At 69.7% G+C, this 21,408-nt stretch carries 13 protein-coding genes; 9 read left to right on the plus strand and 4 right to left on the minus strand.

Annotated features, from left to right (window positions below; all coding sequences use genetic code 11):
- Positions 1 to 114: 114 nt before the first annotated feature.
- Entirely contained in the window at positions 115 to 1,122 is a 1,008-nt protein-coding gene (locus AB0399_RS00420; protein WP_366409754.1) for a LacI family DNA-binding transcriptional regulator, read from the minus strand.
- Positions 1,123 to 1,340: 218 nt separating this feature from the next.
- Here AB0399_RS00420 and AB0399_RS00425 point away from each other — a divergent pair, with 218 nt between their 5' ends.
- Entirely contained in the window at positions 1,341 to 2,483 is a 1,143-nt protein-coding gene (locus tag AB0399_RS00425) for a mandelate racemase/muconate lactonizing enzyme family protein (RefSeq protein WP_329366466.1), read from the plus strand.
- Positions 2,484 to 2,590: 107 nt separating this feature from the next.
- Positions 2,591 to 3,604: an acetylxylan esterase gene (locus AB0399_RS00430; RefSeq protein ID WP_366409755.1), complete on the plus strand. Its 1,014-nt coding sequence runs from the start codon at positions 2,591 to 2,593 to the stop codon at positions 3,602 to 3,604.
- A gap of 54 nt (positions 3,605 to 3,658) precedes the next feature.
- Here the strand turns inward: AB0399_RS00430 and AB0399_RS00435 are convergent, their stop codons facing one another.
- The gene (locus tag AB0399_RS00435) at positions 3,659 to 4,660 is read right to left on the minus strand and encodes a helix-turn-helix domain-containing protein (RefSeq protein WP_366409756.1); all 1,002 of its coding nucleotides are present in this window, start codon (positions 4,658 to 4,660) and stop codon (positions 3,659 to 3,661) included.
- A 280-nt stretch (positions 4,661 to 4,940) separates the two neighbouring features.
- Here AB0399_RS00435 and AB0399_RS00440 point away from each other — a divergent pair, with 280 nt between their 5' ends.
- Positions 4,941 to 9,011, plus strand: coding sequence for a S53 family peptidase (locus AB0399_RS00440; RefSeq protein WP_366409757.1), 4,071 nt, complete (start codon positions 4,941 to 4,943; stop codon positions 9,009 to 9,011).
- Between the two features lie 262 nt (positions 9,012 to 9,273).
- On the opposite strand, the gene AB0399_RS00445 is transcribed toward AB0399_RS00440, so the two are convergent.
- Complete coding sequence (locus AB0399_RS00445; RefSeq protein ID WP_366409758.1) at positions 9,274 to 10,608, minus strand: carbohydrate-binding protein; 1,335 nt, start codon at positions 10,606 to 10,608, stop codon at positions 9,274 to 9,276.
- 483 nt (positions 10,609 to 11,091) lie between these two features.
- Between AB0399_RS00445 and AB0399_RS00450 the strand changes: the two genes are divergently transcribed.
- Positions 11,092 to 11,643 carry a hypothetical protein gene (locus AB0399_RS00450; protein WP_329366456.1) on the plus strand — a complete coding sequence of 184 codons (552 nt, stop codon included), beginning with the start codon at positions 11,092 to 11,094 and terminating at the stop codon, positions 11,641 to 11,643.
- 900 nt (positions 11,644 to 12,543) lie between these two features.
- Here AB0399_RS00450 and AB0399_RS00455 read toward each other — a convergent pair.
- Complete coding sequence (locus AB0399_RS00455; RefSeq protein WP_366409759.1) at positions 12,544 to 16,404, minus strand: hypothetical protein; 3,861 nt, start codon at positions 16,402 to 16,404, stop codon at positions 12,544 to 12,546.
- A 174-nt stretch (positions 16,405 to 16,578) separates the two neighbouring features.
- Between AB0399_RS00455 and AB0399_RS00460 the strand changes: the two genes are divergently transcribed.
- The 5 genes from AB0399_RS00460 (at position 16,579) to cas5e (ending at position 21,366) form a co-directional block, all read left to right on the plus strand.
- Positions 16,579 to 16,758 carry a hypothetical protein gene (locus AB0399_RS00460; RefSeq protein ID WP_366409760.1) on the plus strand — a complete coding sequence of 60 codons (180 nt, stop codon included), beginning with the start codon at positions 16,579 to 16,581 and terminating at the stop codon, positions 16,756 to 16,758.
- 202 nt (positions 16,759 to 16,960) lie between these two features.
- Complete coding sequence (locus tag AB0399_RS00465; RefSeq protein WP_366409761.1) at positions 16,961 to 18,562, plus strand: type I-E CRISPR-associated protein Cse1/CasA; 1,602 nt, start codon at positions 16,961 to 16,963, stop codon at positions 18,560 to 18,562.
- Positions 18,555 to 19,136, plus strand: coding sequence for a type I-E CRISPR-associated protein Cse2/CasB (gene casB, locus AB0399_RS00470; protein ID WP_329366449.1), 582 nt, complete (start codon positions 18,555 to 18,557; stop codon positions 19,134 to 19,136). Before AB0399_RS00465 ends, casB begins: the two co-directional genes overlap by 8 nt.
- On the plus strand, positions 19,133 to 20,482 hold the full coding sequence (locus AB0399_RS00475; protein ID WP_329366447.1) for a type I-E CRISPR-associated protein Cas7/Cse4/CasC: 1,350 nt from the start codon (positions 19,133 to 19,135) through the stop codon (positions 20,480 to 20,482). The genes casB and AB0399_RS00475 overlap by 4 nt, the downstream gene beginning before the upstream one ends.
- The gene (cas5e, locus tag AB0399_RS00480) at positions 20,479 to 21,366 is read left to right on the plus strand and encodes a type I-E CRISPR-associated protein Cas5/CasD (RefSeq protein WP_366409762.1); all 888 of its coding nucleotides are present in this window, start codon (positions 20,479 to 20,481) and stop codon (positions 21,364 to 21,366) included. Before AB0399_RS00475 ends, cas5e begins: the two co-directional genes overlap by 4 nt.
- The last annotated feature ends 42 nt before the right edge of the window (positions 21,367 to 21,408 follow it).

Below are 21,408 nucleotides of genomic sequence, written 5' to 3' on the forward strand. Positions count from 1 at the left end.
CGGGGCGGTGGGGCCCCCGCGAGGACGGCGGGTGGACGCCGGGGTCAGCGCGTGGGTGCGGGCCCGGTGGACGCGGGGGTCAGCGTGTGGGCGCGGGCCCGGTGGACGCGGGGGTCAGCGCGTGGGCGCGGGCCCGGTGGACGCGCGGGGGACCAGCCGGGAGCCGATCTCCGCGAAGGGGGTGTCCTCGGCGTTGCCGGCATTGCCCGTACGGCGGTCGGCGTGGCCCGCGATCGTCTCCAGGAGCAGGTCGGCCGCCCGGGTGGCGACCTCCTCCGGATCGATCCTGATGGTGGTGAGGCTGGGGGTGGAGACCGACGCGAGCAGGGTGTCGTCGATGCCGATGACGCTGACGTCGCCGGGCACGCTGACGCCGAGGCTCGCCATCTGGTGCAGCACGCCGAGGCCGACCAGGTCGTTGTGCGCGAGGACCGCCGTCGCCCCGTGCGCGGCGACCAGCGTGGCTGCCAGCACTCCGGTCTCGAACCGCGGCTCGTACGGGCCGAGTTCGACGAAGGAGATGTCCTGCGCCTCGAACGACTCGTGGATCGACTTGCCGCGGCTCAGCTCGTCCCGTGAGGCGTTGATGAACACGCAGCGCCGGTGGCCGTACGCGCGCAGGTGCTCCACCGCCTGCGCGATGCCGGCCGACAGCGAGATCCGCACCTCGGGGATGCCGGGCACGTGGCGGTTGACGACCACCAGTGGCATCTGGTCGGCCAGTTCGCGCAGCCGGTCCTCGGTGAGCGTGGAGGCCCACAGCACCAGGCCGTCCACCCGCTTGGAGACGGCGGCGATCGCCTCCAGCTCGTCCGCCTCGCGCTCGTCGCTGTCGGTGACCAGCACGGTGTAGCCGAGCCGGCGGGCGCGGGCCTGCATCGCCTTGACGATCGGCGGGAAGAACGGGTTGGCGATGTCGGGGATGATCAGCCCGAGCGTGCCGGTGCCGCCGCCGCGCAGACTGCGCGCCGCCGGGTTCGGCGCGTAACCGAGCTTGGTCGCCGCCTCCAGAATGCGCTGCCGGGTCTTCTGCTGGACCTGCTCCGGTGCCGTGAACGCGCGGGAGACCGTCGAGACCGAGACGCCCGCGGCACTGGCCACCTCCCGGATCGTGGTTGCCACGGACCGCCTCCTCGCATCATCGCCGCCCGGAGCCTCGCTGCTGCCGGATGCCGTGGATCTTTGCGAACGTTCCCGGAGGTGTCAAGAGTGTTTCCACAAGGAAAATCCTGAGGGCGGTAGGGCCTTGCGGAACGGCACGGTCATTGCGGATGATGCGTTCTCAGCACGCCTGATGGTGTTGCGGGAACGTTTTCATAGCAGTCTCACGGAGGAGCGGGATGAAGATCACCGGCCTGGAAGTGCTGACCCTCCCCGACCACGGCGACAGCATGATGCTCGTCGTGGTCGACACCGACGAGGGCATCCACGGCCTGGGCGAGGTCGGCATCAGATCCCGGCAGAAGGCGGTGGCCGGCGGGCTGGAACATCTCGCGGAGCTGATCGTCGGCGAGGACCCGCGGCGGATCGAGCGTCTGTGGCAGGTCATGTTCCGGCGGGGCTTCTTCCCGGCCGACCGGATACTCGGCGCCGCCATCGCGGCCGTGGACGTCGCGCTGTGGGACATCCGCGGCAAGGCGCTGGGCGTGCCGGTGCACGAACTCCTCGGCGGCGCCGTACGGGACTACGTCCCCGCGTATGTGCACGTCGGTGACGACTACCACGACCGCGAGCGGTTCCTGGACCGCTGCCGCGCACTGGTCGCCGAGGGCTGGGGCCATCTGCGCTTCTCCGCGCCGCACGACCCGGGCGACATCCTGGACGCCCGGCGCTGCCTGCGGGACACGGTCAGCCTCTTCCACCAGGTGCGGGACGCGCTCGGCGACGACACCGAACTGATCCTGGACGTGCACACCCGGCTCGACCCGCCCGAGGCGGTGACGCTGTGCCGCGAAATCGAGGCGGCCCGCCCGTACTTCGTCGAGGACCCGCTGCGCTGCGAGAACCCCGACAGCTACCGGATGCTGCGCTCCCGCACCGGAGTTCCACTGGCCGCGGGCGAACAGTACGGCTCCAAGTGGGAGTTCAGGACCCTGATCGAGGAGGACCTGATCGACTACGCCCGCGTGGACGTCGGGGTCGCCGCGGGGCTCACCGAGGCGAAGAAGATCGCGGCGATGGCGGAGGCCCACCACATCAAGCTCGCCACCCACAACCCCCTCGGCCCGGTCACCGCCGCCTCCTCCCTCCAACTCAACCTGGCCTGCTCGAACATCGCGATCCAGGAGCACCAGACCGACCCCGAACCGGCCATCGCCGCACTCTTCGCCACCCGCCCCACCATCCGGCCCGGCCGCGTCCTTTCCACCGCCCTCCCCGGCATCGGCGTCACCCTCGACCGCGAAGCCGCCCGCCGGTACACCGCGACCGCGGCCGAACGCCCCCATCTGCGCAACCCGGACGGCGCGTTCACCAACTGGTGACGGCCGCCCGCCGACGAGCGACGGCCGGCGGCCGGAGGTGTGCGCGCCCCCGTCCGGGGGTCGCGCGCCCCGGCGGCAGTCAACCGACCCCACCGCGAGGAGAGTTCATGGCGCGCCCTGACACACCACCCCGCACAGCCCCGTTCCCCTTCGACCCGACCTACGGCCACGACCTCGCCGCGCTCCGCGCCGTTCCCGGCCCCGCGCACGAGCCGGACGACTTCGACGCGTTCTGGCGCGACCTGTACCGGCGGGCCCGGGACGTCCGGGTCGACGCGCGGATCGAGGAACGGCTGCCCGACGGGTGGCAGGAAGCCGCGCTCGAAGGGCACCAGGCCGGCGCCGCCGCCGTGGAGGCGTACCGCGTCAGCTACACCAGCCTCGGCGGGGTGCGGCTGGGCGGCTGGCTCACCGTGCCCGCGACGGGCGAGCCGTGCCGCGGCGCGGTGATCGCCCATGGCTACGGCGGGCGGGCGGCGCCGGACCCCCGGCTGCCGATGGACGGCGTGGCATCCCTCCAGCCGTGCCTGCGGGGGCTGCCCGCGCTCAGCTCATCGCCCGCCGTCACCTCCCCGCACGTCCTGCACGGCATCGCGTCGCGCGAGACCTACGTGCACGGCGGGTGCGCCGCCGACGTGTGGTGCGCGGTGACCGCGCTGCACGACCTGGTCCCGGCCCTCCGCGGCCTGCGGACGGACTTCCAGGGCTCCAGCTTCGGCGGCGGCATCGGCGCGCTCGCGCTGCCGTGGGACGAGCGTTTCGCCACCGGGCAGTTGACCGTGCCCAGCTTCGGCGACCATCCCCTGCGGGTCGGCCTGGAGTGCCTGGGCAGCGGCGCGCAGGTCCGTGAGCGATGGCTGGCGGACCCGTCGGTGCTGGAGGTCCTCGGCTACTTCGACGCGGCCACGGCCGCCCGCCGCCTGCGCATCCCGGTGCACGTCGCCGCGGCGCTCCTGGACCCGGCGGTGCCGCCACCCGGCCAGTTCGCGGTCTTCAACTGCCTGGCAGGACCCAAGGAGTTGCACGTCATGCCGTTCGGCCACTGGCCCGACCACCCCGACCACCAGGCCGTCCAGGACCGGTTGCACACCGCCATGCGCGCGTTCTTCGCCCGGCCCTGACCCGATCCCGACCTCTCCCGCGCCGCCGCCTGAGCCTGCCCGGGTCGGGTCGGGTCACAGCCAGCCGCGGCGCATCGCCTGGGTGCCGGCCTGGAAGCGGCTGGTGGCGCCGAGCCGGTGGATCAGATGGGCCACCCGGCGCCGGAAGGTGCGCTGGCTGAGGTCGAGTTGGCGGGCGATCGCCTCGTCCTTCAAGCCGGCGTTCAGCAACTGCAGCAGCGCCCGGTCCTCGGGGGAGATCTCCGGGTCGGCCGGGTCGGTCGGGTCGGTCGGGTCGGTCGGCCCGGGCGGCTCGGTGGCGGCGAAGACAGGGGTGGCCATGGCCCAGTGCGCTTCGAAGAGTTCCACCAGCGCGTCGCTGAGTCCGGAGCGGCGGACGTACGCCGCGGTGGTGCGCCGCCCCTCGTCGGAGCCGGTGAGGGGCAGGATCGCCTCGCGCCGGTCCACCACGATCAACTTGGTCGGTACGCGGGGCAGTACCCGCGCCTGCTCGCCGAGCCGGACCATCTCGCGCAGGGTCTCCGCCCGTGCGGGAATCGCGAGCACTTCGGTGGCGTAGGCGGCCCGTACGCTCACGCCGCGCGCGAGCGCGTCCCGTTCGGACGGGGCCGTGGTGCCGTTCGAGGAGACGTAGGGCGGCGCGTCGAAGGCGAGGATCTCGTGCTCCGCGCTGGTGACGAGGAGTTCGACCCGCCGGGTGACCTCGTTGGGTCCCTCGATGACCTCCACGAGGAGCCTCGGGTCGGAGCGCAGGTTGCGTTCGTGGTAGTCGGCGGCGTACGCCTCCACCGAGGCGGCGACCCGCTCCAGTTCGCGCTGGCGCGAGCGGATCAGCCCGGTCAGGCCGGTGCGGGGGTCGACCGGCCGGTAGCGTGCCGGCCGCCCTTGGTGGTATTGGGCGAGCCCGGCCGTCACCAGGCCGTCGAGCACCTGGCGGGCTCGCGCGGGTGCCAGATCGAGGATGCCGGCCAGATGGCCCGCGGTGAGCTGCTCCTCGTGCAGCAGCACCCCGTAGGCCCGCTCGGTGACCTCGTCCAGCCCGACCGGCTCCAACATCGCGACCCCTTTCTTCCCATTGCCCGGAAAAGCCCGGCCGGCAGCTGGCCTTGTGCGGCCAACGGCCACAGCAGGCCACCCGGATCGCTCCCACCACCGGCTGATGGCTGGAAAGGTACAGCCACCCCCTCTCGCGGTGACAAAGGAGTGACGGATCTCGATGAGACCCGCAGGCCAAGCCCTACGCGGCGGCGCGACAGCCGCTGTCCTGGCGGTAGCCACAGCGCTGCTGTCCGCACCGGCGGCACACGCCGCCCCGGTCGCACCCAAGCCCGTGCGTTTGAACGCCAAGCAGCTGGCGAAGCTCAGCGCGAAGTACATCCAGCGCGCCGACGGCACCTCCGGGTTCGTCGCCGCGGCGGCTTCGGGTGACGCGTCGTCCACCGGGACGACCGCCGCCCCCTCGACGTCAGCACCCTCCACGTCGACGCCCTCCACGTCAGCACCCTCGACCTCGGCCGCGCCCTCCACGACGGGCATCGACCAGTCCACGACGTGGGAGAGCGCGCGCGGCTCCGTCTCCACGCTGGCGCTCCAGGGCACCCAGGACTGGGTCGCGCTGTCCTCCGGCGGCTCCATCACCCGGTACGACGCCCAGGGCGACCCCGCCTGGCAGAAGAGCACCAGCTCGCTGTACGACGACTGGCAGGTGAAGCCGGTCAACGCCTACCAACCCCAGGCGTTCAACGCGGTGATGTCCGAGGGCTACGACCCCTACTCGCCGGGGTCCTCCGGCCGGCACCCCTTCGCCCAGGCGGACTTCAACGGTGACGGCGTGGCGGACATCGCGGTCGCCTACTCCGTGGGCCAGTACCCGTCACGGCCGTTCACCTCGCCCGGCTCCGACCTGCCGTCCGGCACGTTCGTCAACGTGCTCGACGGCCGGACCGGCCGGATGCTGTGGCACCAGCTCCTGCCGGGCTACGTCGGCTCGCTCCTGGTACAGGACGGCAAGCTGGTCGTCGCCGACACCACGGGCCCCGACTGGGGCGACGACCCGGTGGCCACCCAGGGCGACAGCCGCAGCTCGCTGCTCGCCTACTCCTTCACGGCGAAGAAGAGCGGCGACGTCACCGCCAAGAAGGCATGGACGTACAGCACCGGCGTGCCCTGGGCCGAATGGACGGACGTCGAACCGCTCAACGACGGCCGGATCACGGTCGGTTGGACGGACACGCCCTTCGGCCTCGGCAACCCCCGGCCGGCCGCCGGCCACGTCCTGGTCGTGAGCACCGCCGCCGGCAAGGCCCTGGTCGACACCAAGACGCCGGGCTACCCCCGTATCCTCCAGCAGGACCCGGGTTCTGACCGGGTGCTGGTCGCCGAGCAGAACGACCCCTATGACGCGGTGCGTTGGGACCTGACGGCGGTCGACGCGCAGACCGGCGCGCGCACCGTACTGGCCTCGCGCAAGAACACCATCCCCGAGGACTTCGTCGTCAACGGCCAGGCGCACGGCAAGCAGGCGCGCTACGCGGTGGCGGAACTCGGCATCAACGCCGACCTGTCCGACGGGCAGAGCACGATCTCCGGCTGGGACGGCAACGGCGACACCGTCTGGACCCACCAGACCAGCAGCACCGTCGGCAACCCCAACGCGCCCACGCTGTCACTGACGTACGACCCGTCCGGCCACGGCCAGGTCTACGCCGCGGTCGCCGACAACGTTGCCGACAGCGCCACCGAGCCGGAGGGCGTCTACAACACCCAACTGCTCGCCCTGGACGCGCGCAACGGCTCCCTGGCATGGCGCCGCGACGGCGACGTGACCGGCGACCAGGTCACCCCCTACCAGGGCGGCCTGCTCAGCGTCGGCCTGGACCTCAACGCCTGGACGCTGAAGAAGAGCAACGGCAAGGCCACCGACCTGCCGCTGTTCAGCGAGAACTACTCGGCCGCGTCCGTCGACGTCAACGGCGACGGGGTGAAGGACCTGATAGTCGGCGGCCAGAGCCACGGCGTCTTCGCCCTGGACGGCCGCTCGTTGAAGAACACCGCCCCGACCGTCCTGTGGCACTCCGCCGTCAGCGCGGCCGTCCACCAGATCCAGGTGGCGAACGTCGTCGACAAGCACGGCAGGACCGCGCCGCGCGTGCTCGCCGCCACCTCCCACGGCTTCGCCGTGCTCGACCCGGCCACCGGCAAGGTCGGTGCCGACGTCACCACCGGCGCCTTCCAGTACGGCCTGGCCGTCACCAAGGGCGAGATCGTCGCCACCGGTGCGAGCGACGTGGCCGCCTACACCGCGGACGGTTCCCGGATATGGGACTACCGCCCGGCCGGCGTCGGCAGCAAGCAGGTCTTCTACTCCACGCCCGTCACCGACGGCCAGGGCCGGCTGTTCCTGGAATACGGCGGCGCCCGAACCAACCTGACCACCGGCGCCACCGACCCCGCCCCGACCGGCGTCGCCCTGAACGCCACCACCGGTACGCAGATGTGGAGCGAGCAGCCCAGCAACGCCGACGTCGCCTCCGCCGCCTGGATCGAGCAGCAGGCCGGCGCCTTCGCCAGTACGGCGATCCCCGGCGCCGGCAGCGACGGAGTCGCCTTCGCCTTCGGCGGCGACCAGCCCTCGACCGGCGAGCACCGCACGCAGTTCGTGGACGGAGCCACGGGCAAGGTGCTCGCCGAGCACGACACCGTAGGCGCCAACACCTTCCAGGGCTTCGCCGCCTCGCAGAAGTACGGCCTGATCGAGTTGCACGCCTTCCAGATGACCGTCTACCCCGCGGACGGCGGCGACCCGTTCAACATCGGCACGCTCCCCAACAACCAGCAGGGCGTCTTCGCCACCACCACCGGCGGCAAGGAGACCTTCGTCGGCGCCGTCGGCGGACTGGAGCAGTACGACCAGCCGTTCTCGAGGACCGACGAATACCTCACCAGCACCAGTGAGGCCTTCTCGCTCTACGCCGGCACCGCCGTCGCGGTGGACCTGACCGGCGGCAAGGCCACCGACATCGTCGGCCTGCCGTACGACGACGCCGCCTTCGACCTCAACGAGAACACCGGCGGCTACGGCGCCAACATGGTCGCGGTGGACAACTACCCGCACGGCGTGACGGTCCAGCAGGTCACCGACACCCCGCAGCCGGCGACCGCCGCCACCCGTTCCGTCCAGCCGCGAAGCGACCAGGCCCCCGCGGGCCAGGCCGCGAAGGACCTGGCCGCGAAGCAGAAGGGCGAGCGGAGCACCGGCGCCTCGACCCTCGCGCCGTTCACCGGCGCGACCCTGCCGACCACGGGCACCATCGCCCCGCAGGTGAAGATCAAGTCGACCGTCGCGGCCACCGCCGACGACACCGACCAGCCCACCCGCGGCTACACTCCGCAGCAGATCCAGGCCCGCCTGGGCCTGACCGGGGACGGCACCGGCCAGACCGTCGCCATCGTCGACGCCTACGACTACCCGACCGCGAAGGACGACCTGAACCACTTCGCCGACCACTTCGGCCTGCCGCAGACCTGCGACAGCGTCCCGGCCGGCACGGACTGCTTCGACTTCCAGCAGGTCTACGCCGACGGCACCAAGCCTCCCGTCGACGCCAACTGGAACGAGGAGGAGGCCCTCGACATCGAGTGGGCGCACTCCGTCGCCCCGCATGCCAAGATCGTGCTGGTCGAGGCGGCCGACGCCTCCGCCGCCGGCCTCTACCAGGGCGTGGACAAGGCCGCCTCGCTGCACCCGGCCGCCGTCAGCAACAGCTGGGGCATGCCGGAGTTCTCCGAGGAGTCCTTCTACGACGGCCACTGCGCGCTCGCCGACTCGGTCTGCGTGCAGTCCACCGGTGACGCCGGCTACCCGGCCGGCTACTCCAGCACCAACCCGAACGCGCTCGCCATCGGCGGCACCAGCCTCCGACTGGACGCCTCCGGAACCACGTTGGGCGAGACCGCCTGGTCCTCGACCGGTGGCGGCCTGAGCTACTTCGAGAAGCGCCCCGCCTACCAGAAGGGCGTGCAGAGCTCGAAGTTCCGTGCCACCCCGGACGTCAGCTTCGTCGCCGACCCCAACACCGGCGTGGCCGTCTACACCTCCGCCGGAAAGAGCCCCGTGTGGATGGAGGTCGGGGGTACCAGCCTGTCCGCCCCGTCGTGGGCCGCCCTGATCAGCGCGGCCGACCAGCTCCGGGCCCAGGCCGGCAAGGCACCGCTGGCCGCCGCCGGCCCGCACGGTGACACCGCCCACACCGACGTGTACGCCCTGGGCCCCGAGCTCAACGACGTCACCTCGGGCTCCAACGGCCTGTGCGGCACTGAGTGCACCGCGGGCCCCGGGTACGACACCGTCACCGGCCTCGGCTCCCCCCTGGCCGGAGTGGACACCGCACTCGCCGCCCTGAAGTGACCTCCGGTCAGGCCGCCCCCGTACAGACGGCCTGACCGGACGCTCCGGGGCAGGACGCCCGGAGGGGGGACATCCGGCCCCGGAGCACCACCGGAACCTGTGCCCCGCTGCCACCGGCAGCGGGGCACAGTGCCGTCCGACCGTGCGCACGAGCCCCAACAGGTCCCCGCTCCGTGCCGGGGACTCACGGGGGGTCGCCCGCGCCCCGGAAGCAGGCGGGCCGCGCACGGTGGTCCGTGCGCGGCCCGTCCGGGGTCCTTCGTCAGTCCCCGAGGTCGCTCAGGAACTTGTCGGTGTACTCGAGCGGTGTCGTGCTGGAGACGGAGTTGCAGGTGGGAGACGCGTACGTGTCCGAACAGGGCGTGTCCCGGTCCAGTGACCAGTAGTGCAGCCCGGCCAGGCCGTTGCTGACCACGTACGACGACAGCGTGTCCGCGTCCGCGGGGGTGAAGATCTCGCTGGTGGCGTCGTTCATGCCGATCATCGGGGTGACGGCGATCTTGCTCGCCGGGACCCCGTAGGTGTGCTCGAGGTTCTGCACCGCCTGGATCGCCGACTGCGCCATCTCGCAGCTGCCGGAGGAGACGACACACACGCTGCTGGACGCGTTGCCGTAGTCCATGGTCATCAGGTTGATGACGTACTTCTGCAGGCTGGAGCCGAGCACCGCCTTGACGACCTCGTCGCCGAGCGAGTTCACGCCGCTGTAGCTGCCGTCGGACGCGCCCAGCGTGGCGAGGGTGAACGAGAACTGGAGGTTCGGGTACTGCGCCTGCGCTCCGGCCGCCGCGGCGACCAGGTTCTGGATGTCCGACGCGCTCTGGCCGCTTTCGATGTCGAAGTCGACGCCGACCAGGTTCGGGCCGGCGTAGCGGGCGATGAACGACTCCATGCCCGCCGTCGAGCCGCACGTGAAGGTTCCGCCCGCACCGCCGGTGGACAGGACGTAGTCCAGGTTGGCGGACTGGAGTTGCGGCACGTTCTCGGCGGCCCAGTCGGCGCCCGAGACACCGCCCCAGTTCTCGCTGCCGCACGCGCCGGTGGCGAACGCGACCGTGAGCGCGGGCAGCTTCGGAAGGTACTGCGACACCAGGCTGCCGGAGCCCACCACCGGCAGGTCGGACCCGGTCACGGCCGACTGCATCTGGTAGGTGTTCCAGTTCATGTTGATGGTGACGTCCTTGTACGGGCTGAAGAGCAGCCCGCTGACCGAACCCGATCCGGTCCCGGGGCCGGTACCTCCCCCGCCTCCTCCTGACGATCCGCCGGTACACGCGCCGTTGGACGTCCACGGTTGTCCGCTGCCGCTTCCGCCGTTGCTGGTCGCCGGGTCGTTGCCCTGGGTCCAGTAATTGGCGGTGTAATTGGCCCCGTTCTCGCTCACCTGCTGGCCGGCGGTGTAGGCGGTGCCGGAACTCCACGCCGCGGCGCAGGTGGTGGCTGCCTGCGCGGCGGGTGCCTGTGCGGCGGGTGCCTGCGCGGTGGGCGCCTGGGCCAAGGGCGCCGCGGCCACCGCGAAGGCCGTGCCGCCGACAGTCAGCCCGAGTGCCGAGCCGGTGATGAGTGCAATGCGTAGAAGCTGTCTTCCGACTCGCATGGAATCCTCCAGGAGTGAGAGGCGCTCTTGCGGAGTGGTCCGGTCCTGACCGTCGAGCAGATTGGTCAAGACCAACTTGTACGGGCGGCGAGTGGGCCGGTCAACCCTTCAACAAAGTTGCATAATTAGTTTTGCCAGATCGGGGTGTGCGGCCTTTCGGGAACAGGTCCGCCGAAAAATTCACCATCTTTCGTGATAGGCCGCCGAGGGTCGGTGGAGATATTGGTCGTGAATGGTGGAGGTTGTGGAAAACCACGTCCTCGACCATTGATCGCGGCCCATTCCGGCGCGGTGCGCGCGTGAAGGTGTGTCCGCGGATGCACCCGGGTCGGAGCCCGCGGAGGCTGCCGTATGCCGCCCGGATCGGCCGGTTGTGGCCGCTGTCCGTGTCGAGGGGTGGCAGGGGGTGGAGAGGCGATGTCCACCCGGGGTTCCACCCGTGGGTTGAGGGCGCGGGGGCCGTCGGAGCGGATGCTCGGTGCCATGACAACCACTGACTGGGTCATCGACATCGTTCTGGTTCTGATCGTCTTCCGGCAGATGCGGGAGGAGCGGCTGACGGTGCGGACCGTGCTGTTGCCGCTGGGCATCATCGGCTGGGCGGCGTCCACCTACCTGCACCACATCCCCACGGCGGGGAACGACCTCCTGCTGGCGGGTGTGTTCGCCGGCGTGGGTGTCGTCTTCGGTCTTCTCGGCGGTCTGCTCACCCGTGTCCGGCTGGCCGACGGTCACGTGCGGATTCGTGCATCGGTGGGTGCGGCCGCCTTGTGGGTGGTCAGCATGGGGTTCCGGCTCGGGTTCGCCGTGTGGTCCTCGCACCCTTCCGGCGCGGTCCACGTCGCCCACTTCTCGGCGGCGCACGACATCACCAGCGGTCAGGCGTGGGTGGTGGCCCTCATCCTGATGGCGTTCGGTGAGGTCGTGGTCCGGCTGGGCACCATCGTGGTCCGCGGGCAGTTGCTGCTCGGCCGTGCGAAGCGGGACGGCTCGGCCGTCTCGGCCGAGCAGTCCCGGCCCGTCGCGTACGTCTGACCGTGACAGCGGCCACCGTGCCCGTGGATGCCCCGGCCCGCGGCCCACGCCGCCCGCCGGGGCATCCACCCTCGCGTACGGCCCGGTTTCGGTCCGGGCGCGGATGTTCCGGTCGTTTGCGTGTGCCGCGGGCCGCGGGCCCGTCCCGTCTTCGTGCCGCCGGAATCTTCACGAAACTATGGCGGATGACGGCTCCGATTTCCTCTTGGAACGGTTGGCGGCCGGCAATCCGCCGCACGTCGCGGAGACCAGTAGCGACGAGGTCGATCCGCCCAAAGACACCGGGCGGCGTGGAAAAGCCCCCCAACAGCGCTTCTCCGCAGCCGTTTTCCTCGCCTTGCGACACGCCCATGGCACGCGGCTCGCGAAATGGTCTACGCAACAACAAAGCCCCAGGTCATTGACCCGGGGCTCTTTCTTTACGGAGCGGATGACGGGAATCGAACCCGCGCTACGGGGCTCTCTCAGCCTATGCGCTTGTCTGGTAGCTCGCTGACCGTCGGGTGCTTCATGACCGCGGGGTGGTGTGTGACTGCGGGTGCCCGCGGCATACCGCTGGAAATGGTGTGGCGGTGGTGCGGTGTGACGCTCGCGCCCTCGCGGTCGTGGAGCCGCTGCGTCGAACCTACGCGTTTACTCGCTTTGCGAGGTGGCCGGGAGCGGTGGGCCTTCGCACGACCGTACTCTGTGCGCTGGGGAGTTGCCGGTCGCCCCCGCCCGTTCGGTGCCCCAAATGTCGCTTTCTCGGCAGTTGGTTCAGGGCAGGTCCGCCCTCCCGAAAACCCGCAGGTCAGTAAGACTGCTCCCCGCACCCGCGGGGATGGACCCACGCTGCGTCGCGAGCCAGCATCATGATCGAGCGGCCCCCGCACCAGCGGGGGATGGACGCTACCTCCCCGCTCAGGGTGCGTCCACCTCGTTTGGGCCATGTACCAGTGCCAACTCGGCAAGCGGTGCAAGAGCTTCGGGCGCGAGTTGGGGAAGGAGCGGGATGGCCAGTGCCCAGTTGTCGGTGGCGATCAGCTTCAGGATGAGTGAACGAGCAGCTGCTTTGTCGTATGTGTCGCGGTCGCGTACGGCATGGACAAGTGTCAGGTGGAGGCGTATTGAGGCGTCCTCCGATGCGGGGTCGGTTGCCAGAGCGATGTCGGTGCCCGCCAGATGAGCGGCGACCGCGGCCTGGGTGGACGAGCGCATCTCCGATGTCGTCGCCGTCTCAGTGATCCGTGCGGCTTCCTCAAGATCACCTTCCACTACCTTGAGAACAGCGAGTTCGGCGTAGGGGATCTGATCGGGCGGGAGCGTGGATACCCACCCATTCACAGCATCGGCCACGCCGGCCGTGTCGGACACACAGTGGAGCCGCTCCAGAAGTGCGAGAAGGACGACGGACGGTGGGTGCCATTGCTGCCGGGGCTCATGCACGAAGGAACCTGCCTGGCACAGCAGTTTGCGAATCCGCGGTCCGGGCCGACGGATGTCTGGGAAAGCGAGGAGAAGTCCGGCCAATTGGGGGAGGGGCGAGAACGGGCTGCCGTTCCCGAGTCGCAGCTCTACTGCGTCTATCACAGGGTCGATGAGTCGGGCGGCTGCGTGGGGATGTTGTTGAGCGAGGCCGGCGGCGACCGCCGTCCGTGACTGGCGGATCTGCGCGCGGCGGGCGGCGGCCGGCATGTTGTCCTCCGGGTCCGTTCGCGTCGCCACCTCTTCGGCGATGTCAGCCTCGCCGGCATGTGCCAGAGCTTGGGCGGTGAGGCCCCGCAGGACGGGATCGTGCAGGCCGCCTGCGAGCTGTGCTGCGGCCCGTGCGTAGAGGCGCGCCTCGGCCTTGTGGCCGCCCTGTCCGCAGCCGATCGAGAGAGCGGCCAGATGGCGGCACTTGCGGGCTGGTTGCTGAGAAGCTGTGATCAGCCGATTCGCCATGGCGAACTCTCCGACAACCCCGAGCCCTTGAACCAGTGCGTACATCCCATGACTTCCGCTTACGGTTGGTGCTGTGCGTGCGGGCACTTGCCGGAGCGCATCTTCCAGGCGCTCGCGGCCGAGCAGAAGGTTGCCGTCGTGCAGTAGTCGTTGAGCCTGTCGCAGCAGCTCGATGTGTTGTGGCGGTTGGGTTCCATGCTCATGCCGATCGGCCGGAGTTCCATCGTGCTCCTTCTCGGGGAGCGGCTTCAGGCCGAGAAGCTCAAGGCGCCTTGCGGTACGTTCCGTGCTCCTGCGCTCCTCGCCCGCCACGAGGTTGGCTTCGCCGCGTTCCGCGAGATCGTCACCGAGCAGGCCTGAACGCAGCATGTCACGATGAGTTGACACCAGATCTTTGAGCTTGGCGGGAGTCTCCAGGAAGGGTGCCACATCGTTCGCCGCCTGACTGAGCCGCTCCAGCGTTGTGGACACCTCGCGTCGGAGATGGGCCTGGTCGGCGGGGGAGAGGGAACCTGGGTCCGCCAGGGCTGCGGACAGCCGGGCCACTGCTTCCTTCACCAACCGGCGCGCAGCCGCCTTGCTTCCTTTCAGTGCGGAAACGGCGACAGCGAGGACGTCCACGGAGGCCAGGCCGTCGCTCGGGTCCAGCTCGTCGCAGATCGTGATGATGCGCTCTCGGGCGAACTTGCCGCGAGACGGCATCCGGCGGGCGATCGTCGCCCAGACGTCCACGGCGGCGGCCTTCGCCCGAGCGTCGCCCGCGCCCAGGTCGTCCGCCCGCGCCTCGACGGCCGCCACCCACTCCTGGTCACCGGTCGTCGGCAATACGGTCAGCGCCTCGACGAGGGTCTCGATGTCGGCCGCGCCGCTGAGGACGACGGCTCGAAGCAGCATGAACGCGCTAAGCGTCTCGCCGCGTGCGCGCAGTTCGTGCGCTGCCCCGGCGATGTCCGCATAGGCGTCCGCGTCCTGAGCCTGAGGGGGGAACGACCGGCCGGCGCGGCTCAGTGATGTCGCCGCTTCCTCCGCGAGCGCGGCCGATCCCTTTCGCAGCCTCCGTTCGCACATCACCACCGCGATCCGGGCAAGTGCTGCCGCTTCGACCACCGGGCCCGGCATCGTACGTGCCAGGGCACGAGCGCGGTTGACATCGCCGAGCTCCGCGTACAACAGCATCGCGTCGAGCGGTACGTCACCGGCAAGGCCCGTCAGGTAGGCGCGCGAGGCGGCAAGGCGTACAGCTGTTGCGACATGTTCGGCGGCAACGTGACGCTCGTCGGCGTTCGGCTGCTCCGCGCCAAGCACGTCCAACTGTGCGAGGACGACGCCGTGTCCCGCCGTCGTCGCCAACCGCATCTGTCGGCAGGGGGCGAGTACATACTCGCGCCGGAAGTCGGGATCATTCAGCAGGTGCAAGTAGCGCTCGAGAAGGTAAGGGGGCGTCGTTTCCGGCCAGTCAGCGGAGCGCCAGAGCTCGGCCCAGGCGTGGAGCCGTGCCGTACGGCGTGCGACGCCGGTCGTGCCGAGGTCGCGGCGGACTGATCGCAGGATGTCGGCGTGGCTGAGCGCGTACGTTTCCGTCACCGCGTCGTCCAGCACAACACAGCGCCCGTCCACACCGTGGATGAGGCGCTCGACCTGGCTGACCGGAACGCCAGCCAACTCGGCCAGGTCCACCGCGCGCAGGCCCCCGCCCGCCACCGCGAGCAGTTCCATGACGGTGCTGCCCAGGGGGTGGGCTCGTAGCCGGTCGGCCTCGGCCCGAGAGACCCGTTCGATTGCGGTGGCGTGGGGTGAGGAGCCGAGCGTGCGATAGCACTCGCGTCGAAGCAGGGGGTGTTCAGCCGGCATGTCACCGGAAGGTGGCGTACTCCATCGTGTCGAGACGAGGATCCGCAGATCAGGGCCCGGGTGCACGGGCAGCAGAGCGGCGATGCTTCCGCCGGTGACAGCTCCAGATGTCCCCTCGCGTTCCGGCGCCGGACTGCCCTCGCCCCAGGTGAAGTTGGCCCAGGCTGCGTCCTCGTCGAGGCCGTCGACGATGAGAAGCAGTTTCCGTCCCTGCGTGGCGCTCTTGGCGGCGGCCTTGTCCAGGAGACGTGCCCAGCCTCGGGCGTCATGAGGCAACTCCCCCTGGAAGTCTTCACGTTGGTGGTCAAGGAAGGCGTGAATCTGGTGTCCCATCACGGCGGTGAAATCGGCGCGGGTGTTCGTGCCGTGGGCCTCGGAGACGAAGAAGCTCACGACGTTGACGCTGCGCTCTGGTCTCTTCACGTAGTCCGCGAGCAATGCCGTCTTGCCGACCGGGCGTTCCGAGTGCCAGCACAGGTACGACGGCGCGGATGGACCGGAGGCCCGAATGAAGGCGTGCATCGTGGCGCGTTCGTCCTCCCGTCCCGCCAGGCCGTCCACAACTCGCAGCTCGGACAGATGCGTTTGAACAAATCTCGTCTTCGGCTCCGGGGCGGGCGATTCATAGCCGTGCCCTCGTCTCCTGCCCTTGTGCTGCTGCTCCGGACTGAGCCCCCGCCCCTCGGCACTCTGCCGCTGCGCCGCCCGCAGTGCCTTCGCCCAATCGGCGTCGTCGTAGGGACAACGGTGCCCATGCGCTTCGGCGGCCTCCCGTAAGACCTTGATCAGCTCGACGAAGACCGGCTCAAGGCTTGCGGACGGGGCGGAGGTGCCGTCACGCCAGCGTCGGAGAGTGGTGATGTTCAGGACGCTTCCGGGGACGGCCGCGCAAGCGGCACGAAGGCTCAGCTTCGACGCCTCAAAGATCTCTGCGACCATCGCGCCAAGTTGCCCGCGCGGCGTTTCCCCGTCCTTGTCCGACACCATCGGTCACCCCCGCCTTCAAAGAGAGAATCGTACAAAAATTCGCATATATGGGTTTGGCCTGCGCTTATGACGAATGGACGTCAAGGAGCCGCTCGTGGCACAGGGCCTCGCCGTCGGAAGCTGCGTCCATCGACCGAGAGGCCCCCCGCGGTCTCCGACGGAAGGACTTCCGCAGTGTCCGCGCTCCCCGGACTTTTCCATGACGCCACCGCCCTGACGGCCATCGCCAGCCTTCTCTACGGAGGAATCCTGGCCGTAGTCGCCCTCGCCTCGGTGCTGGCCCGCACTCCCGAGCGCCGCCGCGACGCGCGCTCGACCCTCACCATTCTCGTCCGAAAGCGCCGGTCTGGATGAGGCCAGCTCTGGCCAGGCACGCTGTCCTGTTCGGCTTCTTCCCGCCCCCGCCTTGCTGCCAGCCGACGCCAACCGCACGACCTCACGCTCGATCCGGAATCACCCCACAACTCCGGTTATCAACTGCTAGCGTTCATGTCGCTCCAGCGGGTAACCACGCGTGTTGTCCGCCGATCATGATCCAGAGGGCGGTAGTCAGGTCTTGCCCGAGTTACGCAACCAGTACCCCGTCGAGGAACGGCCCCGCTGGGACCCCAGATACCAGCCGTGCATCCCGACGGTCACGCTCGACGGTGCCGTGGCTCATCACTCGCTGTGTGCCCTCCTCGCGGAGGCCGACGCGCTCAGCACCATCAACTGCACGACTCCGGGCGAGACCGTCGCCGTCATCGAGTACCTGATGGCCATCTGCTTCGCGTCGAAGACCTGCCCCTCGTCCGACGAGGAGTGGCGGGCGTGGAACGTCGCCGAGCACAGTCTCAGCGGTGCGTCCGACTGGCTGACCATCCAGCCGGACCAGGAGTGGGACCTGTTCAGTCCCGACGCCCCGCTCGGCCAGAACCGTAATCTCGCACCGGAGATGCCTGAAAGCGGCACCGGGCCAGCCCAGTTGGTGATCGAGCACGTCGGCGACTACAACCAGCACTTCGACCATCACCACCTCGAACGAGGTGACACCCTGCCCGCCGCCGACGCGTTCCGCGCCATGCTGACGCAGCACGTGTACGCCCCGTACGGTCGCGCACGCATATCCGGCAAGAATCTCGGGGCCACTGTCACGAACCTGGCGGCCGGGCGGCTGTTGGGGCGGGTTCGCGTCGTCGCCCTGGGCCGGACCCTGGGCGAGACACTGCGGCTCAACCTCTACCCGTCTGAGGGCACGGGCGAGTCCTTCAACACGTCGTGGACCAGCGGCTCCATCGAACGCCGGACTTTCGCGGTGAAGGCGAAGCCCAGGACACCGGAGAATTCCGCCGACCTACACAGCGCTCTCGGCCGGTCAGTGCTTCTGCACCCTGCTCGCGGAGCGCACGGTCAGACCGTCGTCGACCGTGTGCTCATCGGTGCCGGTGAGGTTCTCGAACTCGACCCGGAGCGCGATCTCCAGGACGCCGCTTACGTGGACACGGCTGCCGGTCGCAAGCCGCTGTGGCCATCCCCCACCAGAGCGCAGTGGCGAGACGCGCACGCGTTGTACGGCGCGGTGATGGAAGCCCCGACAGGTATGTACGCCCGTCTGCGAGCCTTGCCCCACGAGCGGAAAGGCCCCGGCGCTCCTTACCAGATGTGGGCGGTAGGACTCCTCGCCAACAAGACTCTGCCTGTTGCCTGGACGCAGGGCACCTATCCGTTCGCTCCTGCCCTGACCAGGCACCTGCACCGCGCCTCGTACCGCGGTTCCAAGATTGCCGAGTACATCGCCGACAGCCTCAGACGCGCGGCCGTGATCGCCTCGGAAACGGCGTATCCGGCCATGCGCGCAGCGGACGGCAGCGCGCAGTTGGCCCGCTTCGACGGCCGGTGGGAGTTCTGGCCTGCTGCCTCCGTGCCCTTCTACAGCCTGCTCGACGAGGTGATCGACGCGGGAGCGGTGGACGACGACGATCCGGTCTCGGCCCCTCTGGTCGACTACGCCTGCACCTTGATGAAGGCGGCGCGTGCCCACCTGGCCCACCGTCTCGACTCCCTGCCGCCCAACGACCGGGGAAACCGCGCGCGGGCCCGAGCCCAGCAGCGCTTCGAGGACGACATGAACAGCGACAAGGCGCCCGCCGAACTACGAGGGGAGACCGCACATGACTGAAGACAGCAGCGTCGACGATCCCCTCGCCCCTGGCGTCTTCCCGCACGACAGCGCGGCCTTGACCGCATGGCTCACCACGCTCGTCCGCAACCGCGAGTACGGCACTCTCGCGGATCTGCGTCGCGCGAAGGAACCGACCAACGCCCACATCCGAGCCGGCTGGTACGGCGGCGACAAGCACCGCGAGATCTTCGAGAAGGTGGCCTTCCTCTTCGCGATCTACCACCAAGGTCGCCCGGTGCCCTCGTACGGCTACGGCAGTCTGGGCGCCGCGGCACGCCGGATCGGAGACGGTACGGGTCGCGGTCCGGACAACCCGGGGGCACAGCGCCTGCTGGACCGGGTGGTCGCCAGCCGCCGCATCCCCTGGCGTCACCTTCAGCACGCGATCACACGTCTCCGGTCGTGTGATCAGGCGCCGCCTTCCTGGGCCCAGCTCACCGAGGACCTGATCCGCTGGAACGACCGGAAGGCACGTATCGCCTACCAGTGGTCGGTCGAGTTTCACACTCCGGTCACGCGGAGTCGGGCAGCACAGACCAAACAGACGACCCGAAAGGACGCGACCACGTGACCGAGGCCCGACGAAGCCAGTTCCTTTCCCTGCACCTGCTGGAGACACTCGTCGCGGTACTGCCGGTAAGGGATGAAAACGGACAACCCAAAAGCCTCGTGTACGGCGGGGCTGAGCGGCACATGATCACCAGCCAAGCGCGCAGGCGCGCCGAGCGGGTCCACGCACGCATCCGCGCCAACGCCGGTCTCGGCGCTCTCGCCCACCGGAGCATGGGTATCAGGACGCGGGAGTGGGCGCTCCTCGCCGGTCAGGCACTGGAGTCCGAGCACGGCTGGGCCAAGGACGAAGCGCTCGTCACTGCGCGGGCGATCATCGAGGCCAGCGGTCTGAAGTTCGGCGACCCGAAGAAGAAGACCGTGGCCAACCTGACGAAGGTCCTGATCTTCGCGCCCGAGGACACGGGCGTGAGAATTGCCGCTCACATCGCCGAACACGCCGACGACCTCAGGGAATGGCGAGAGACTTACCTTCAGGCCCAAGCCCAGGCGGAGGCGGCGAAGAAGTCCCGACGCGGAGCCAAGCCGAAGGAAGACGCACTGCCGCCGGAGGAGCAGGGCCCGACGGAAGCCGCCGCTACGACGCTCCCGCCGCTGCCCAAAGCCACCCGCGACGCCGTCCTCCTCGCGATCGCCCCGCGCGACGCGGTCGACATCGCTCTCTACGGACGTTTCCTCGCCGAGATCGCCGACTCGCCGAACGTCGACGGGGCTGTACAGAGCAGCCACGCCTTCACCGTTCACGAGGCGGAGCAGATCGACGACTTCTACGCGGCGGCCGACGACGCGAAGCTCGACCGCAAGCGGAACGCCCTCAACTTCCTTGACGCCGCGGACGATGCCGGCGCAGGCATGACTGGATACCAGTCCCTCATCTCCGGAACCTTTTACCGGCACGCGGTCCTCGACCGCATCCAACTCCGCACCAACCTGCGAGCGGCCGGAATGCCGGAGAGCGAGGCGGAGGAAGCCGCCGCGGACGCGGAGAAGGAATTCGTCAACGCCTTCGTGGAAGCATTCCCTGAGGCCAAGAAGAACTCCACCGCTTCCACGGGCTCACTGCCCGCCCTGGTCCTGGCCTTCGAAGGCGAACGCCCCTACAACTACGCGGCCGCCTTCCAACTCCCCGTCGACGAGGCACCCGTGAACGCCGGTGGTGAAGGTCCGGCGGGTCCGGCGGCCGTCCGCAGGCTCCTGCGCCACCACGCCTTCGTCAGCAAGCGCCGGGAGGATCTCCGTACGGCACGAGTCCTCACCTACGACCCTCAGGTCGACGAGGTCCTGAGGGAGCCGCAACTGTCCCTGTCCGCTGAGGTGGTGGAGAAGATCGAGGACCTCACGCCATGACCGAGACGCACGTCCTGCTCATCCGGCTGGCCGGGCCCGTGCAGTCCTGGGGGGTGGCCAGCCGGTTCGCGCGTCGCGACACCCACCCCCGTCCCACCAAGTCAGGTGTGATCGGCCTGTGTGCGGCGGCGCTCGGCCTCGATCGTGACACGCCACTGGGCGAGCTTGCGGCGACGCTGTTCGGCGTCCGCGCGGACCATCCCGGAGTTCCGCTGCGCGATTTCCACACCGTGGGCGGCGGAAAGTATCCGGTCCGGCCGCGCGACCTCGCCACCGACCACCGCCGGGCGGCAGCGATGGAAGCTGCCATGGGCGCGGTGGAGGACATACGTTCCGACTCCGGCCATTCGACGGTTGAGCCCTTCGGGCGTCAGGCGTTGGAGAGCTGGTACGGGGCTCCCAAGAGGATTGCGGCCGATCCGGTTTCGGGAACCCTGGTGTCGGCGGAGGTTCGCCGCCATCCCATGGTCACCGAACGCTGGTATCTCGCCGACGCCACCTTCCTCGTCGGACTCCAGCACGCCGACCGCACGCTCCTTGAAGGAGTTGCCCACGCTCTGGAGCACCCCAAGCGCCTGCTCTGGCTCGGCCGCAAATCCTGCCCGCCGACTGGGCAGTTGGCTCTTGGCGTCGTATCGGGAGTCTTGAAGGACGTGTTCGAGACGAGGTCCCTTCTCCCCGCCGCCGGCGCGCCGTCCACTCCGTCGGCAGGCACCCGCACCTGGGCCTGGATCGAGAGCCCACAGCCGCTCCCCGGCGTCGGACCCGTCCAGGACCAGCCGGTACGGTTCGACGCGGACGGCCCCGAGCACGGCCTCCGATGGGAGACCCGTCACCGCATCACCATCGCCCCGCACGCCAGCGAATGGGACATCATCCCGTGACCACCACAACCCCCGGCGTCGGTCCCGGAGCGAGGTTCGTCA

The organism is Streptomyces sp. NPDC088194, assembly GCF_040702025.1.
GTDB lineage: Bacteria > Actinomycetota > Actinomycetes > Streptomycetales > Streptomycetaceae > Actinacidiphila.

Bases quoted from the DNA above. Each gene is read 5' to 3' on its own strand.
- AB0399_RS00425 (WP_329366466.1), top strand. From the start codon at position 1,341: ATGAAGATCACCGGCCTGGAAGTGCTGACCCTCCCCGACCACGGCGAC.
- AB0399_RS00430 (WP_366409755.1), top strand. From the start codon at position 2,591: ATGGCGCGCCCTGACACACCACCCCGCACAGCCCCGTTCCCCTTCGAC.
- AB0399_RS00435 (WP_366409756.1), bottom strand. From the start codon at position 4,660: ATGTTGGAGCCGGTCGGGCTGGACGAGGTCACCGAGCGGGCCTACGGG.
- AB0399_RS00445 (WP_366409758.1), bottom strand. From the start codon at position 10,608: ATGCGAGTCGGAAGACAGCTTCTACGCATTGCACTCATCACCGGCTCG.
- AB0399_RS00450 (WP_329366456.1), top strand. From the start codon at position 11,092: ATGACAACCACTGACTGGGTCATCGACATCGTTCTGGTTCTGATCGTC.
- AB0399_RS00455 (WP_366409759.1), bottom strand. From the start codon at position 16,404: ATGGTGTCGGACAAGGACGGGGAAACGCCGCGCGGGCAACTTGGCGCG.
- casB (WP_329366449.1), top strand. From the start codon at position 18,555: ATGACTGAAGACAGCAGCGTCGACGATCCCCTCGCCCCTGGCGTCTTC.
- cas5e (WP_366409762.1), top strand. From the start codon at position 20,479: ATGACCGAGACGCACGTCCTGCTCATCCGGCTGGCCGGGCCCGTGCAG.